This is a genomic window from Pectobacterium odoriferum, assembly GCF_009931295.1.
Classification (GTDB): Bacteria; Pseudomonadota; Gammaproteobacteria; order Enterobacterales; family Enterobacteriaceae; genus Pectobacterium; species Pectobacterium odoriferum.
This window is the reverse complement of record NZ_CP034938.1, coordinates 1937289-1951586: the sequence shown is the minus strand read 5'-3', so window position 1 is coordinate 1951586 and position 14298 is coordinate 1937289. Positions and strand designations below refer to the sequence as shown.

The following is a 14298-nucleotide window of genomic DNA, read 5'->3' as shown; positions in this document are numbered from 1 at the left end:
ACATTACTCAGCAATAAAGATGACCGTTCTTTACTGCTAAACTTATTTTCTATCCTGCCGATAATTGCTTCATAGCTCATCGCACTCTGAATAAAAGGATTCTATCATGGCAAATATTTCTTCATTAGGTGTAGGTTCAGGATTAGCTTTAAACGATTTGCTTACGCAGCTTAGAACCGCTGAAAATCAAAGGCTTGTGCCAATAACCACTCAGCAGTCTAGTTTCAAATCCCAGCTAAGCGGCATCAGTGCTCTGAAAGGCGCCCTTGATAGACTTAAAACAGCGAATGAAGCTTTAGCCATCTCTGAATCCTTCGGCGTCGTCAAAGGTTCAATTGATGGTATCACATCAACCAAAGTTTCCAGCACGAACAAAGCATTTACTGCAACCACCGATAGTAAAGCGGTTGCCGGTACCTTCAGTATTGACGTGAAACAATTAGCCCAAGCGCATTCAATAACGTCAGTAGCCAAGACCAGTGCCACCGAGCCATTAAGTGCGACAGACACAAAGCTCGTTATCGCTCAAGACAACGGCAAATTCACTAAAGTCGGTGATGATTATCTAAAATATCTGGAAATAGATATCAAAGCCGGTGAAACATCGCTAAACGATGTTCGTGACGCGATCAACAAAGTTAATGGCACCGTGACGGCAAGCGTCGTCAAAGCGAAGGATAATGAGTACTACCTAATGCTAACCGCTAAGAACAGCGGTACTGAGAGTAAAATCTCCATTGGGGGAGACGACACAAACGTCTTTAATGGCGCGCCAACAGAAAAGGTAGCAGCTAAAAACGCGCAAATCACGGCGAATGGCATTGATATAGAAAGACAAAGTAATTCGATTTCTGATGCCTTTGAAGGTGTAACGATCAATCTTCTGACTCAGACTGAAGCAAGCAAACCGGAAACCCTGACGATTGAGCAGGATATCACCGGAATGAAAGATACGATCAAAGCATGGGTTGATGCTTACAATTCACTGCAAGACACCATTGCTGCTCAAACAAAATACACTGCAGTTGACCCAGGTGAGTCCCAAGCAAGTAGCAATGGCGCATTGCTAGGGGATTCTACGGTTCGTGGTATCCAAAATAAACTCAAGGCACAGCTCACAACGGTACAAAGCGGCAGCGATGAATTCCGTATTCTGGCAGATCTTGGTATTACGCAAAATTTCAAAACTGGGAAGTTGGAAATTAGTGATACCAAACTAGACAAAGCGTTGAAAGAAGAACCAGGCAAAGTTCGAGCCTTTTTTGTTGGTGACAATGATACAACAGGATTCTCGACACAGACCCGTACATACCTGAAAGAAGTCCTTGATACGACAGAAGGTTTAATAAAAACCAAAGAAGACGGTATTAATAGCACACTACAAAAGTTGGATACTCAATCTACTCGTATGAAAAATGGGATTGAAGACACGATTGCCCGTTATCAGAAACAGTTCGTCGATCTTGATAAAGCCATGACAAAAATGAACGGTACGTTGAGCAGTTTAACTAGCATGTTCTCTAGACTCTAAATTCTCACTGAAAGAAATATAGGTAATGTGATGTACAACATGAAAGGCAGCCAAGCCTATGCTCAAGTGGGCCTCGAAAGCAGTGTGATGAGCGCAAGCCCTCACCAGCTTATCGTCATGCTGTTTGATGGCGCGCGCAGTGCGATGGTGCGCGCACGCATCCTCATGGAGCAAGGCGATATCCAGGGTAAAGGTATGGCGTTATCTAAAGCGATCAACATTATCAATAACGGACTAAAAACCGGATTGGATATGGAAGGCGGGGGCGAACTCGTTGAAAATCTGTCCGCTCTGTACGACTACATGTCTCAACGTTTGTTGATTGCTAATCTACATAACGATCCCAAAGCGATAGAAGAAGTCGAAGTGTTACTGGAAAATATCGCTGATGCTTGGCGACAAATCGGTCCTAATTATAAACCAGAGCAGGAAGTACGTTAATGGCCTCCCCCATCGGCTTCTAAAAGATTACCAACAGCTTTTGTCTCTGAGTCAAAAAATTCTTCATTTGGCCGTAAGCGGTCAGTGGGATACGTTGGTTGAGCAAGAGATTGTTTATGTTCAGTCCGTTGAAGGCTTAGTTAACACGCCAATTCCTGACGAAATTGACAGTGTGATGCGTTTGCATCTGCGACAGATTTTGCAGGAAGTGATGGATAATGAAGCGAAAGTAAAACAACTTCTGCAGAAGCGGATGGACGAATTAAGTTCGTTAATGGGGCAATCACTGAAGCAAAAGTCAATTAATACGACTTATAGCGAATTTGCAGGGAAGCGACTGCTACCAGGTGAACCCGCTCCAGGTGAGCCAAGCTCATAATTTCATACTCGTTATATATGATACTCGCGCCTCTATCTTCACCTGATACGGGTGCGTTTTTTTACCCACAAACGGTGCTTTTACTCTGCATGCTCAGGCTATCGGCATAACGAAATCAGCACGCGCTAAGAATTTAGAGATTAGAGGACGTGAAGACAGAGAATATATACAAGTAGGAGCCTGAACAAATAAAGATTGTGCGTAATTTCATTGTATTAGCAGTGAGATTACGCACAATGACTTTGCTAGTTACAGGTTGATATCATTAGACGACATCAAACAGACATATTCATCACTTCCTGATACGCAGATACCAGTTTATTACGTACTTGAATGCCCATCTGCATTGAAATGGATGATTTCTGCAAATCCACCATCACATCATTCAATGCCACGCCCGGCACACCCAAGGTAAATTTTTCAGCCTGCGTACGAGCCGTCTGCTGCGTGTCGCTGATCTTATCGATCGCGGCCTTCAGCTCACTGGCAAAACCAGGTTCTATCGATGGTCTGGCTATTGGCATATCAGCAGCTTGCAGAGCTTTGACCTGCATTTGCTGTAAAACGCCATCAATACCTTGAACTGACATAACACCTCACTACATCATACAGAGTAGACTGCTTATGCATTTTCTATGACAGCATTACCCTATCACACCGCTTTTCAGATAAATCGCACAATTAGCGCGAAAAATGCCACCTTATCGACCCATCGATTTTTCTTTTACGGAAAATAATGACATGCCGATAAATGTAGGCGAAATGTTTTATTGATTGCGCAATCAGGGAGTTCTGTTTTGTCACGTCACAACGTTAAGTATATCGTTCAACAACCAAGCAGAGATAGAGTATGAACGCCTCATTAACCGGCTCCGCTACCGGTAAAAATAGCTTTGGCGAAATACTCAACCGGTTACGCGCCAATCCGAAAATTCCGCTATTGATCGCAGCCGCTGCGACCATTGCGATCGTCGTTGCGTTGATGCTATGGGCTAAAGGTCCAGACTATCGAGTGCTTTATAGCAATATAAATGACCGTGATGGCGGTGCGATTGTCAGCGAATTAACAAAGCTGAATATCCCCTATCGTTTTGCGGAAAATGGCGGGGCGATCATGATTCCTGCCGCCAATGTCTATGAGACCCGACTCCGACTGGCTCAATTGGGACTGCCAAAAGGCGGCGCAGTTGGCTTTGAATTGCTCGATCAGGAAAAATTTGGCATCAGCCAATTCAGCGAGCAGATTAATTACCAGCGAGCACTGGAAGGTGAACTGTCCAGAACGATAGAAACGCTCGGCCCCGTTCAGAATGCACGAGTTCACCTTGCCATACCGAAACCTTCACTGTTCGTGCGTGAGCAAAAAGCGCCCTCTTCTTCTGTCACCCTGACATTACAGCCGGGTCGTGCATTAGACGAAGGGCAAATTAATTCCATCGTTTATATGGTTTCCAGCAGTGTTGCTGGCCTGCCACCAGATAATGTTACGGTCGTCGATCAAACCGGGCGCCTGTTAACCCAGGCTGGCGGCAGTGGCCGCGATCTGAATGCCGCACAACTGAAGTACAGTAACGAAGTCGAGGCGATGTACCAACGTCGCATAGAGTCAATCATCGCACCAATGGTTGGCATGGGTAACGTACATGCTCAGGTCACCGCGCAAATCGATTTCTCTGCTCGTGAACAAACTGACGAACAGTATCAACCCAACCAACCGCCAGATAAAGCGGCTGTTCGCTCTCAGCAAACCAGCCAGAGTGAGCAAAGAGGAGGCCCGAACGTCGGTGGCGTTCCTGGTGCATTAACCAATCAGCCCGCACCGGCGCCTACAGCCCCTATCGCAACACCGCCAAATAATGCTAACGCTAATGCCAATGCAAACAATCAGGCTGGCCAGCAGAACCAAAACAATGCGGCAGGTGCGCAAGCTAATGCGGCAAATGCAAATGCCGTTATTCAAACATCAAATGTTCGCAATGATGCAACAACCAACTATGAAGTCGACAAGACGATTTTACATACCAAACACAGCTCGGGTGGTGTGAAGCGTTTGTCTGCAGCCGTTATTGTTAACTATCAGCCTCCTGGTGAGGATGGCAAACCAGTAGCACTGACTGAAGAACAGATCAAACAGATTGAAACGGTAGCACGCGAAGCAATGGGCTTCTCTGCTGAACGCGGTGATACATTAAATGTCGTTAATACGCCATTTATGGACAGCACTGACGGTTCTGGCGAACTCCCGTTTTGGCAAAAACAAGCATTTTTCGATCTCCTAGTGGAAGCTGGCCGTTGGCTGCTGGTTCTGATCGTTGCCTGGATTCTGTGGCGTAAACTGGTTCGTCCGCAACTACAGAGAAAAACACAGCAACAAGAAGCGGCACTGGCGGCGGCGGCGCTGTCTCAAGGTGCAGACAGCGATGTTATGGTCAACTTGAGTAGCTCAGAAGTTGAACAGCAACGGAAATCGCAGCAACGCGTCAATGCAGAAATGCAAAGTAACCGCATACGTGAAATGGCAGAGAACGACCCACGCGTCGTCGCTCTGGTCATTCGCCAATGGATGAGTACTGAACTATGACCCTGACAGGAACAGAAAAAAGCGCCATCTTATTGATGACCATTGGTGAAGACCGCGCCGCGGAAGTGTTTACTCATCTTTCGACTAAAGAAGTGCAGCATCTTAGCTCTGCAATGGCGAACATGAGACAGGTATCACAACAGCAGTTGCTCGAAATTCTGAGAGAATTTGAGGCTGATTCAGAGCAATATGCCGCTCTCAGCGTGAATGCTGGTGACTACCTTCGCTCAGTGCTTGTCAAAGCTCTTGGTGAAGAGCGAGCGTCTAGCCTGCTGGAAGATATTCTGGAGAGCCGCGACTCTACGAGTGGAATGGAAACACTCAACTTTATGGAGCCGCAGATTGCCGCAGACCTTATTCGCGACGAGCACCCACAGATTATCGCAACAATCCTGGTGCACCTGAAACGTGCTCAGGCTGCCGATATCTTAGCCCTGTTTGACGAACGTCTTCGTCACGATGTTATGCTACGTATCGCGACCTTCGGCGGCGTTCAGCCTTCCGCACTGGCAGAATTGACGGACGTTCTGAATGGTTTGCTGGATGGTCAGAATCTCAAACGCAGCAAAATGGGTGGTGTTCGTACTGCGGCTGAGATTATCAACCTGATGAAAACCCAGCAGGAAGAAGCGGTTATCGATGCAGTACGCGAATTCGATGGCGAACTGGCACAGAAAATCATCGACGAAATGTTCCTGTTCGAAAATCTGGTGGACGTGGACGACCGAAGCATCCAGCGCCTTCTACAAGAAGTCGAATCCGAGTCTCTGCTGTTGGCATTGAAAGGTGCCGAAGAGCCTTTACGCGAGAAATTCCTACGCAATATGTCTCAGCGTGCTGCGGAAATTCTTCGCGACGACCTTTCAACTCGTGGTCCAGTACGTATGTCGCAGGTCGAAAACGAACAAAAAGCCATTCTGCTTATCGTTCGTCGACTGGCAGACAGCGGCGAGATGATTATCGGTGGCGGCGAGGATGCTTATGTCTAACGCTCCCAAAAATTTGGCCTGGCAGCCTTGGCAGCTCAACGATCTGGCTGAACCCACTCTAAAGCCCGCGCCAACATATCAGGTAAGTAATGAGCCTGAATTGTCAGACACGGAGCGTTTCCCTGAAGAAAACGCCCTTTCTGCCGCAGAGGACGAGCTCGCCTCTCTGCGTGAAAGCACGATGCAACAGGCGCGAGAAACGGGTTTTGCGCAAGGTCATCAACAAGGGTATGACGCCGGTTATCAGGAAGGTTTAGCCAAGGGGCAACAGCAGGGTTTGCAGAACGCCTTACAGCAGCAGCAACCGATTATTGAACAGATGCAGCAAATGGTCACCGAATTCCAACAGACGCTGGATACGCTCGACAGTGTGATCCCGGCTCGCCTGATGCAGTTAGCTTTGACCGCAGCAAAGCAGATTCTGGGGCAACCTCCGGTATGCGATGGTAATGCGCTGCTTGGTCAAATACAGCAATTGATTCAGCAAGAGCCTATGTTCTCAGGGAAAACGCAGCTGCGTGTTCACCCCTCAGACTTGGAACGTGTTGAACAATATTTGGGTCCGACACTCAGCTTGCACGGTTGGAGATTGCTTGCCGATAGTCAACTTCACCCTGGTGGTTGTAAAGTCAGCGCAGAAGAAGGCGATCTGGATGCCAGTCTGGCGACACGCTGGCATGAGCTTTGCCGTTTAGCCGCACCGGGAGAGCTATAATGACTTCACGCCTCGGACGCTGGCTTTCTTCTCTCGATTCATTTGAGAAGCGCATTGATGACACGCCTTCGGTGCGTCGTTACGGCCGCTTGACCCGGGCGACAGGTTTGGTATTGGAAGCGACAGGGTTACATATGCCACTGGGTGCCACCTGCCTCATTGAACGGCAGAATGGCTCGCAGGTTGAAGAAATCGAAAGCGAAGTTGTCGGTTTCAACGGGCAAAAACTCTTTCTTATGCCGCTGGAAGAAGTTGAAGGTATTACCCCTGGAGCGCGTGTCTACGCTCGCGTCGGCCAGGACAGCAGCAGTCAAGGAAAGCAATTGCCCTTAGGCCCTGAATTACTGGGTCGTGTACTGGATGGCAGCGCAAAACCGCTGGATGGTTTACCCGCACCGGATACAGGCTATCGCGCACCACTGATTACACCGCCGTTCAACCCATTACAGAGAACGCCAATCGACAGTGTTCTGGACGTGGGTGTTCGAGCCATCAACGCTTTGCTTACCGTGGGTCGGGGGCAGCGAATGGGTCTATTTGCGGGTTCAGGGGTGGGTAAAAGTGTGCTGTTGGGGATGATGGCACGCTATACTCAAGCTGACGTCATCGTTGTCGGCCTTATCGGTGAACGTGGCAGAGAAGTGAAAGACTTTATTGAGAATATCCTGGGTACGGAAGGACGAGCGCGCTCCGTCGTTATTGCCGCACCAGCTGATGTTTCTCCCTTATTAAGGATGCAGGGCGCTGCGTATGCCACGCGCATTGCTGAAGATTTTCGCGATCGCGGACATCACGTTCTGCTCATCATGGATTCGCTCACGCGTTATGCCATGGCACAGCGTGAAATTGCGTTAGCGATTGGCGAGCCGCCTGCAACCAAGGGTTATCCCCCTTCTGTCTTCGCTAAATTACCTGCGTTAGTAGAACGCGCAGGAAATGGTATTCATGGAGGTGGTTCAGTTACCGCCTTCTATACTGTTCTAACAGAAGGTGACGATCAGCAGGATCCTATCGCTGACTCCGCCCGTGCCATCCTTGACGGACATATTGTATTGTCACGTCAATTAGCTGAGTCTGGCCATTATCCGGCAATTGATATTGAAGCATCGATTAGTCGTGCGATGACAGCGCTGATCGATGAAGGGCATTATGCTTCTGTAAGGCAGTTTAAACAGTTACTATCCAGCTACCAACGTAACCGTGATTTAGTCAGTGTTGGTGCCTACGCCGCAGGCAGCGACCCTATGCTTGACAAAGCAATTCGGCTTTACCCGCATCTGGAAGCCTTCTTGCAGCAAGGCATGTTCGAACAAAGTAACTATGAAGAGTCCTGTCAGGCGTTGCACACTATTTTCCCTCGTAACGAGTAGGAGAGCAGATGAAAACCCAGTCACCGCTGGTTACACTACGCGAACTGGCGCAGAAGGACGTTGAGAAAGCAGCTGGCCAATTGGGTCAAGTTCGTCAGGCACATCAACAGGCAGAGCAGCAGCTCAATATGCTGTTAAACTATCAGGATGATTATCGTCAAAAATTGAACTCGACGATGTCCTCTGGTATGGCGAATAATAGCTGGCAAAATTATCAACAGTTCATCCGAACGTTGGACAGTGCAATTGAGCAACACAGACAACAGCTTTCGCAGTGGACATCACGTTTAGATTTAGCGATGAAGACCTGGCAAGAAAAACAGCAACGCTTGAACGCATTTGAAAAATTGCAGGATCGCGAACTGACAAGACAGCTTGCCAAAGAGAATAAAATAGAACAAAAACAAATGGATGAATTTGCCCAACGGGCCTCACAGAGGAAAGCAGAATCATGAATCTGTCCGCGTTACCTATGGCTACCACTGCCAGTGATACAAGCAGTTCTTCTGCTTCATTACTGACACAGGGCGAGCTGCCAAAAGATTTTGTTGATCTGTTGAGCAAACGCATATCGCAAGTAGCCGATACTTCGGGTAAAAAAACGCTCGATAAAGTAGACGAAGAAGCCCTGTTAAGCGCATTAGGGAAAGATAATGCTTCGCTTAGCCGTGACGATTTAAATGCCCTGCTTTCTTCCTTCAGTTCTCTCACGGGAGCAACGATTACAGCGGGTAAGCAAAATCCAGAAATTGTAGGACAGGCGAAGTTTAAGAATCTGGATAAAAAAGAGAGTGAGAGTGGCAGCACGACAGATGACACTATCGCCATGCAGGCACTGCTTGCCATGTTGCAGACAACGCCGCTTCCTACACAACCCGCCGCTGATAATATTGCAGCGAATGCCGTAAATGCAGGGTTAACGATTCCGGGACTCATTGACGCTAAACGCCAGAATGACGCGTCCGCATCAGTACTAAACAATACGGGTGAAAGTGCTAAAGGCACACTGGCAAAATTGCTTGACGCGTCAGTGACGCCAGATAAAGATGCAGGCATATCACGCGATCTGCATCATGTAGCCAAGCAAACCTCACTGACAACCGAATCTGCGGATGAGGCTGCAAAATTTTCGCTAACGACGCCGAATTCCCTTGTGGGCGATCGCAATGTGTCTGAATCAGTCTCTACGTTGGGCAACGGCGCGTCTCAAACAACGCCACCTGTCGCACAGGCTATGCATATTCAGCCGGCATCGGTGGGAACGACCACACCAGCTCCTCAGGCAGCGAGTGCTCAACTGAACGCACCATTTGGTTCACCACAATGGCAAGACGCATTGGGCCAGCAAATCATTATGTTCAGCCGTAATGGTCAGCAGACCGCAGAGTTACGTTTGAACCCACAGGAATTGGGTGCCCTGCACATCAGTCTAAAAATCGATGATAACCAGGCTCAAATTCATCTGGCTTCAGCAAACAGCCAGGTTCGCTCAGCGCTGGAAGCTGCACTACCTCACCTGCGTAATGCGATGGCAGAGAGTGGAATTAACCTTGGTCAGAGCAGCGTAGGCAGTGATTCCTCTGCCTGGCAGCAGCAAATGGCAGGTAATAACAACGATGGCAACAGCCGTGGCACGTCTTACCAACAACAATTTGGCCATTCATCAGAAAGCACAAGTGAACTATTAGACGTACCAGAACAGTTAAGATCAATGGCATCATCCGTCAACGGCGTTGATATCTTTGCCTGAAAGTGAAGTAAACGAATAAGTTAGCACGGTTTTCCCTGCCTATTCTCTGTATTGAACATTGCAATAGGCAGGATAATCATCGACATTACGCATTTATTTATTATTGGTTTCATCCAGCAATAAATATCGATAAGTAACGGGAACTATCTTTGGCTATGTCTGATATGCAAGTTCGACCAGGACGTAAACGGTCTATTTGGCTAATACTACTGATTATCGTTGCTCTCGCTGCAACTGGTGCTGCGGGCGCCGCTTGGTGGCTATTAAGTCAGAAAAATGCGGCAACGGCTGAGCAGGAAGCACCGCCACCGCCAGAGCCTGTTTTCATGCCACTGGATACCTTTACCGTTAATCTCGTCAATGCAGATAATGATCCTGACCGTGTGTTATATGTTGGATTCACGCTGCGTTTACCAGATGAAGCCACGCGTACCCGGTTTACTAATTATCTGCCAGAAGTTCGCAGCAGATTGTTATTACTGCTTTCTCGTCAGGACGCGATTGCGCTTGCCAATGAGCAAGGTAAACAGAAGCTGATAGAGCAAATTAAGCAAGTGCTAAGCCCACCATTAGTTCCTGGTCAACCTAACCAGGTCGTTACTGATGTTCTGTTCACGGCCTTTATACTGCGGTAACCATTATGGGCGATAGCATTCTTTCACAAGCAGAAATTGATGCATTATTAAATGGCGACAGCGGCGATAGCGACGCTGATGCAAATGCGTCGTCAAAAGCGGATGGGGGCGTCAAGCCCTATGATCCGAATACTCAACGACGCGTTATTCGCGAGCGTTTACAGGCATTAGAAATCATTAATGAGCGCTTTGCGCGTCAATTCCGTATGGGATTGTTTAACCTGTTACGCCGTAGCCCTGATATCACTGTAGGTGCGATCAAGATCCAGCCTTATCATGAGTTTGCCAGGAACCTTCCCGTACCGACAAACCTGAATCTGATTCACTTAAAACCGCTACGTGGTACCGCATTATTTGTATTTTCACCAAGCTTGGTATTTATCGCCGTAGATAACCTATTCGGCGGTGATGGGCGCTTCCCAACAAAAGTTGAAGGACGTGAATTTACCCACACAGAGCAGCGTGTCGTTAAGCGTATGTTGCGCCTTGCTCTAGAGGCTTATGGTGAAGCCTGGAATGCGATTTACAAACTTGACATCGAATATGTGCGTTCAGAAATGCAGGTCAAGTTTACCAACATTACGACGTCGCCTAATGATATCGTCGTGACTACGCCGTTTCATGTTGAGATCGGTTCGCTGACTGGCGAATTTAACATCTGTATTCCTTTTTCAATGATTGAACCGCTGCGTGAACTGCTCGCGAATCCTCCATTGGAAAACTCACGTCAGGAAGATCAGAGTTGGCGTGACACCTTAGCCAAGCAAGTGCAGCATTCAGAATTGGAATTAGTTGCAAGCTTTGTTGATATTCCGCTGCGACTCTCCAAGATTCTGAAGCTACAGCCCGGCGATGTGTTACCGATCGACAAACCTGACAAAATCGTTGCTCATGTTGACGGCGTGCCCGTGCTGACCAGCCAATATGGCACATTGAACGGGCAATATGCCCTACGTGTTGAACATTTGATTAACCCTATATTGAATTCTCTGGATAACGAGGAACAGCCCCATGAGTGACACCAAGAAACCGTCCGACGACAAGGAATCAGTGGACGATCTGTGGGCTGATGCATTTAACGAGCAGCAGGCTGCAGAAAAACCGGCCGCGACAACAGAAGGCATTTTTAAGTCGCTAGATGGTCATGATCCGCTGGGTGCTCTGCAGGATATCGACCTGATATTGGATATTCCTGTCAAACTCACCGTTGAGCTTGGCCGGACTAAAATGACGATAAAAGAGCTACTGCGCCTGACTCAGGGCTCCGTTGTTGCACTTGATGGCTTAGCAGGTGAACCGTTGGATATCCTGATCAACGGCTATCTGATCGCCCAGGGTGAGGTTGTTGTTGTATCTGACAAGTACGGCGTTCGTATTACAGATATCATCACGCCATCCGAACGTATGCGCCGCCTGAGTCGTTAATGGCAATAGCCTCGATGTCATCTCCGGCTCCAGTAGCAAGTCAGCAATCAACACTTGTTACTGAGCCACCACTTACCGGCAGCATGTTACTGACACAGGTTGGTAGCGTGCTAGCTGGTATTTTATTATTCATTTTGCTGATTGCCTGGCTAGCTCGCAAACTCGGTTTTGCTCCCCAAGCCAAGCAAAACAAGTTGCTAAAAGTGGTATCCAGTTGCCCTGTCGGGCAGCGTGAGCGTGTCGTTATTGTAGAAGTTGATAATACCTGGCTGGTGTTAGGTGTTACGGCTCAGCAAATCACGCCGCTGCATACGCTTTCAGCACAACCAACCAACGACAGTTCCTCAACTGGTGATACCAAGCCGGTAGATTTCAATCAACTGTTAAAGAAAGTTTTAAAGCGTCCGGAAAAATCGGAATGAGTGCCTTGCCTAATTATTTTCGTATCACCGCCCTGCTTCGCACACTGCGCTACGGTTTAGCCATCGGTTTATTGTTCATGGCACCATCGGTGTGGGCACAGCTTCCCGGTATTGTGACGCAACCTCTACCTAATGGTGGACAGAGCTGGACGCTATCCGTACAAACGCTGGTTTTACTTACGTCATTAACTTTTCTTCCTGCTGCATTGTTAATGATGACCAGCTTCACCCGGATCATCATTGTACTGAGCTTGTTACGTAATGCGTTGGGTACACCAACCGCACCACCGAACCAGGTATTGCTCGGATTGACACTTTTCCTGACATTTTTTGTCATGTCACCCGTATTAAACCGCGTTTATGACGAGGCCTATCTTCCCTTCAGTCAGGATCAAATCAGCATGGAAGTCGCCATAGAACGTGGCGCGGAGCCAGTCCGTGAATTCATGCTGCGGCAGACGCGGGAAACTGATCTGGCGTTGTTTACTCGGCTGGCAGAAATTCCAGAGATCCAGGGGCCTGAAGCGGTACCCATGCGCGTGCTTCTCCCCGCATTTGTGACAAGTGAGCTAAAAACCGCTTTCCAAATTGGTTTCACCGTCTTTATCCCTTTCCTCATCATTGACCTCGTTGTTGCCAGCGTATTAATGGCGCTAGGGATGATGATGGTTCCTCCGGCAACCATTTCATTGCCTTTTAAACTCATGCTTTTCGTATTAGTCGATGGCTGGCAGCTACTACTCGGTTCATTAGCCCAGAGTTTTTATAGTTAGACGAATAGAGGAATGCGACTATGACACCAGAATCGGTGATGGCGCTTGGCTATGAGGCAATGAAAGTAGCATTGGCGTTGGCGGCACCTCCATTGATGGCAGCCCTACTCAGCGGGTTACTTATTAGTCTCTTGCAGGCTGCCACTCAGATAAACGAAATGACACTGTCGTTTATCCCTAAAATCCTAACTGTCTTCTTCACCTTAGTGATCGCTGGGCCCTGGATGTTAAACCTCATGCTGGACTATATGCGTACGCTATTCGGCCAGTTACCTAATATTATTGGGTAAGCATGCTGACATTTAACAGTTGGGACATGGTGAATTGGGTCAGCCAGTTTTTCTGGCCTTTTGTCAGAATTCTTGCACTGATCAGCACCGCACCGGTCTTTAACGAAAGAGCGATTGGCAATCGGGTAAAAATCGGTCTGGGTGTACTGATTACCCTGCTCGTTGCACCCTATCTGCCATTAAACACCACGCCTATTTTTTCCGTCGCAGGTGTATGGCTGTTAATACAGCAAATTCTCATCGGCGTTACGCTAGGCCTATCAATGCAGTTAGCATTTGCCGCTATTCGCCATGCTGGTGAACTCATTGGCTTACAAATGGGGCTCGCTTTTGCGACCTTCTTTGATCCCACTGGCGGCCCGAATATGCAGGTAATCGCCCGTTTCCTGAATATTCTCGCAATCCTACTGTTCTTAACCTTTGATGGGCACCTCTGGATGATTTCGTTATTAGCAGATAGTTTCTATACTCTGCCCATCAGTACCAATCCTATTAACAGCCATGCTTTTCTCGCTCTTGCTCGTGCCGGTGGACTAATTTTTATTAACGGATTGATGCTGGCGCTGCCAATCATAACTCTATTGCTGACCATCAACTTGGCATTAGGCATGCTTAACCGCATGGCACCTCAACTCTCGATATTTGTCGTTGGCTTCCCGATTACCCTCACGGTGGGAATCATGACGTTAGGTTTATTGCTTCCATTACTCCCTCCCTTCGCAGAGCATTTATTCAGCGAAGTATTCGATTTACTGGCTGACATTCTCACTCAGCTATCAAGTTCTTAGCTCCCTACATAATGTGGTAGCCGAAGTGAGACCAATACGGATACCGTGCGCACATACTTATTCGCCATTTAAGATCCTTACGGTTTGGTATCGCAGCTCATCCTATGGAATATGGCTATACGACGCTGCTATTTTGCTAAATCGCACGTGGGGATTGCACCAGACATCGATGCCCTGAAACAATCTATGCACTAAAAAATAGGGGTTAT

The 14298-nt window shown here is 47.9% G+C and carries 17 protein-coding genes; 16 read left to right on the top strand and 1 reads right to left on the bottom strand.

From position 1 onward, the window contains the following. Nucleotides 1-106 precede the first annotated feature (106 nt). Genes fliD through fliT form a run of 3 tightly spaced genes read left to right on the top strand, consistent with a single transcriptional unit; the run spans nt 107 to nt 2351 of the window. A complete protein-coding gene (fliD, locus tag EO763_RS08660; RefSeq protein WP_161528693.1) occupies nt 107-1531 on the top strand; it encodes a flagellar filament capping protein FliD in 1425 nt (474 codons plus the stop codon). A 30-nt stretch (nt 1532-1561) separates the two neighbouring features. Next, nucleotides 1562-1972: a flagellar export chaperone FliS gene (gene fliS, locus EO763_RS08655; protein WP_014915891.1), complete on the top strand. Its 411-nt coding sequence runs from the start codon at nt 1562-1564 to the stop codon at nt 1970-1972. Next, a complete protein-coding gene (gene fliT / locus EO763_RS08650; RefSeq protein ID WP_161528692.1) occupies nt 1920-2351 on the top strand; it encodes a flagella biosynthesis regulatory protein FliT in 432 nt (143 codons plus the stop codon). The genes fliS and fliT overlap by 53 nt, the downstream gene beginning before the upstream one ends. Nucleotides 2352-2626: 275 nt before the next feature. Here fliT and fliE read toward each other — a convergent pair whose 3' ends face one another. Beyond that, nucleotides 2627-2941 (bottom strand): flagellar hook-basal body complex protein FliE, encoded by a 315-nt coding sequence (gene fliE, locus EO763_RS08645; RefSeq protein ID WP_044205918.1) that lies wholly within the window; start codon nt 2939-2941, stop codon nt 2627-2629. A gap of 260 nt (nt 2942-3201) precedes the next feature. On the opposite strand from fliE, the gene fliF reads away from it, so the two are divergent. From fliF to fliR, 13 genes are all read left to right on the top strand, one after another. Beyond that, nucleotides 3202-4932, top strand: coding sequence for a flagellar basal-body MS-ring/collar protein FliF (gene fliF / locus EO763_RS08640; RefSeq protein ID WP_161528691.1), 1731 nt, complete (start codon nt 3202-3204; stop codon nt 4930-4932). Next, complete coding sequence (gene fliG, locus EO763_RS08635) at nt 4929-5921, top strand: flagellar motor switch protein FliG (protein WP_039311714.1); 993 nt, start codon at nt 4929-4931, stop codon at nt 5919-5921. Before fliF ends, fliG begins: the two co-directional genes overlap by 4 nt. Next, nucleotides 5914-6636, top strand: coding sequence for a flagellar assembly protein FliH (gene fliH / locus EO763_RS08630; RefSeq protein ID WP_161528690.1), 723 nt, complete (start codon nt 5914-5916; stop codon nt 6634-6636). The genes fliG and fliH overlap by 8 nt, the downstream gene beginning before the upstream one ends. Further along, nucleotides 6636-8006: a flagellar protein export ATPase FliI gene (gene fliI, locus EO763_RS08625; protein WP_103158374.1), complete on the top strand. Its 1371-nt coding sequence runs from the start codon at nt 6636-6638 to the stop codon at nt 8004-8006. The genes fliH and fliI overlap by 1 nt, the downstream gene beginning before the upstream one ends. An 8-nt stretch (nt 8007-8014) precedes the next feature. Further along, on the top strand, nt 8015-8461 hold the full coding sequence (fliJ, locus tag EO763_RS08620; protein WP_010279625.1) for a flagellar export protein FliJ: 447 nt from the start codon (nt 8015-8017) through the stop codon (nt 8459-8461). Beyond that, a complete protein-coding gene (locus EO763_RS08615; RefSeq protein WP_161528689.1) occupies nt 8458-9756 on the top strand; it encodes a flagellar hook-length control protein FliK in 1299 nt (432 codons plus the stop codon). The genes fliJ and EO763_RS08615 overlap by 4 nt, the downstream gene beginning before the upstream one ends. A 155-nt stretch (nt 9757-9911) precedes the next feature. Further along, nucleotides 9912-10391: a flagellar basal body-associated protein FliL gene (gene fliL, locus EO763_RS08610; protein WP_010301685.1), complete on the top strand. Its 480-nt coding sequence runs from the start codon at nt 9912-9914 to the stop codon at nt 10389-10391. 5 nt (nt 10392-10396) lie between these two features. After that, nucleotides 10397-11410: a flagellar motor switch protein FliM gene (gene fliM, locus EO763_RS08605; RefSeq protein WP_010301682.1), complete on the top strand. Its 1014-nt coding sequence runs from the start codon at nt 10397-10399 to the stop codon at nt 11408-11410. Continuing rightward, complete coding sequence (gene fliN, locus EO763_RS08600) at nt 11403-11816, top strand: flagellar motor switch protein FliN (protein WP_010279616.1); 414 nt, start codon at nt 11403-11405, stop codon at nt 11814-11816. Before fliM ends, fliN begins: the two co-directional genes overlap by 8 nt. Next, nucleotides 11816-12238: a flagellar biosynthetic protein FliO gene (fliO, locus tag EO763_RS08595; protein ID WP_161528688.1), complete on the top strand. Its 423-nt coding sequence runs from the start codon at nt 11816-11818 to the stop codon at nt 12236-12238. The genes fliN and fliO overlap by 1 nt, the downstream gene beginning before the upstream one ends. A gap of 77 nt (nt 12239-12315) precedes the next feature. After that, the gene (gene fliP / locus EO763_RS08590) at nt 12316-13011 is read left to right on the top strand and encodes a flagellar type III secretion system pore protein FliP (protein ID WP_172644770.1); all 696 of its coding nucleotides are present in this window, start codon (nt 12316-12318) and stop codon (nt 13009-13011) included. Nucleotides 13012-13031: 20 nt separating this feature from the next. Beyond that, nucleotides 13032-13301, top strand: coding sequence for a flagellar biosynthesis protein FliQ (gene fliQ / locus EO763_RS08585; protein ID WP_010279609.1), 270 nt, complete (start codon nt 13032-13034; stop codon nt 13299-13301). Nucleotides 13302-13303: 2 nt separating this feature from the next. Further along, nucleotides 13304-14089, top strand: a complete 786-nt coding sequence (gene fliR, locus EO763_RS08580; RefSeq protein ID WP_044205891.1) for a flagellar biosynthetic protein FliR — start codon at nt 13304-13306, stop codon at nt 14087-14089. Nucleotides 14090-14298: the final 209 nt, after the last annotated feature.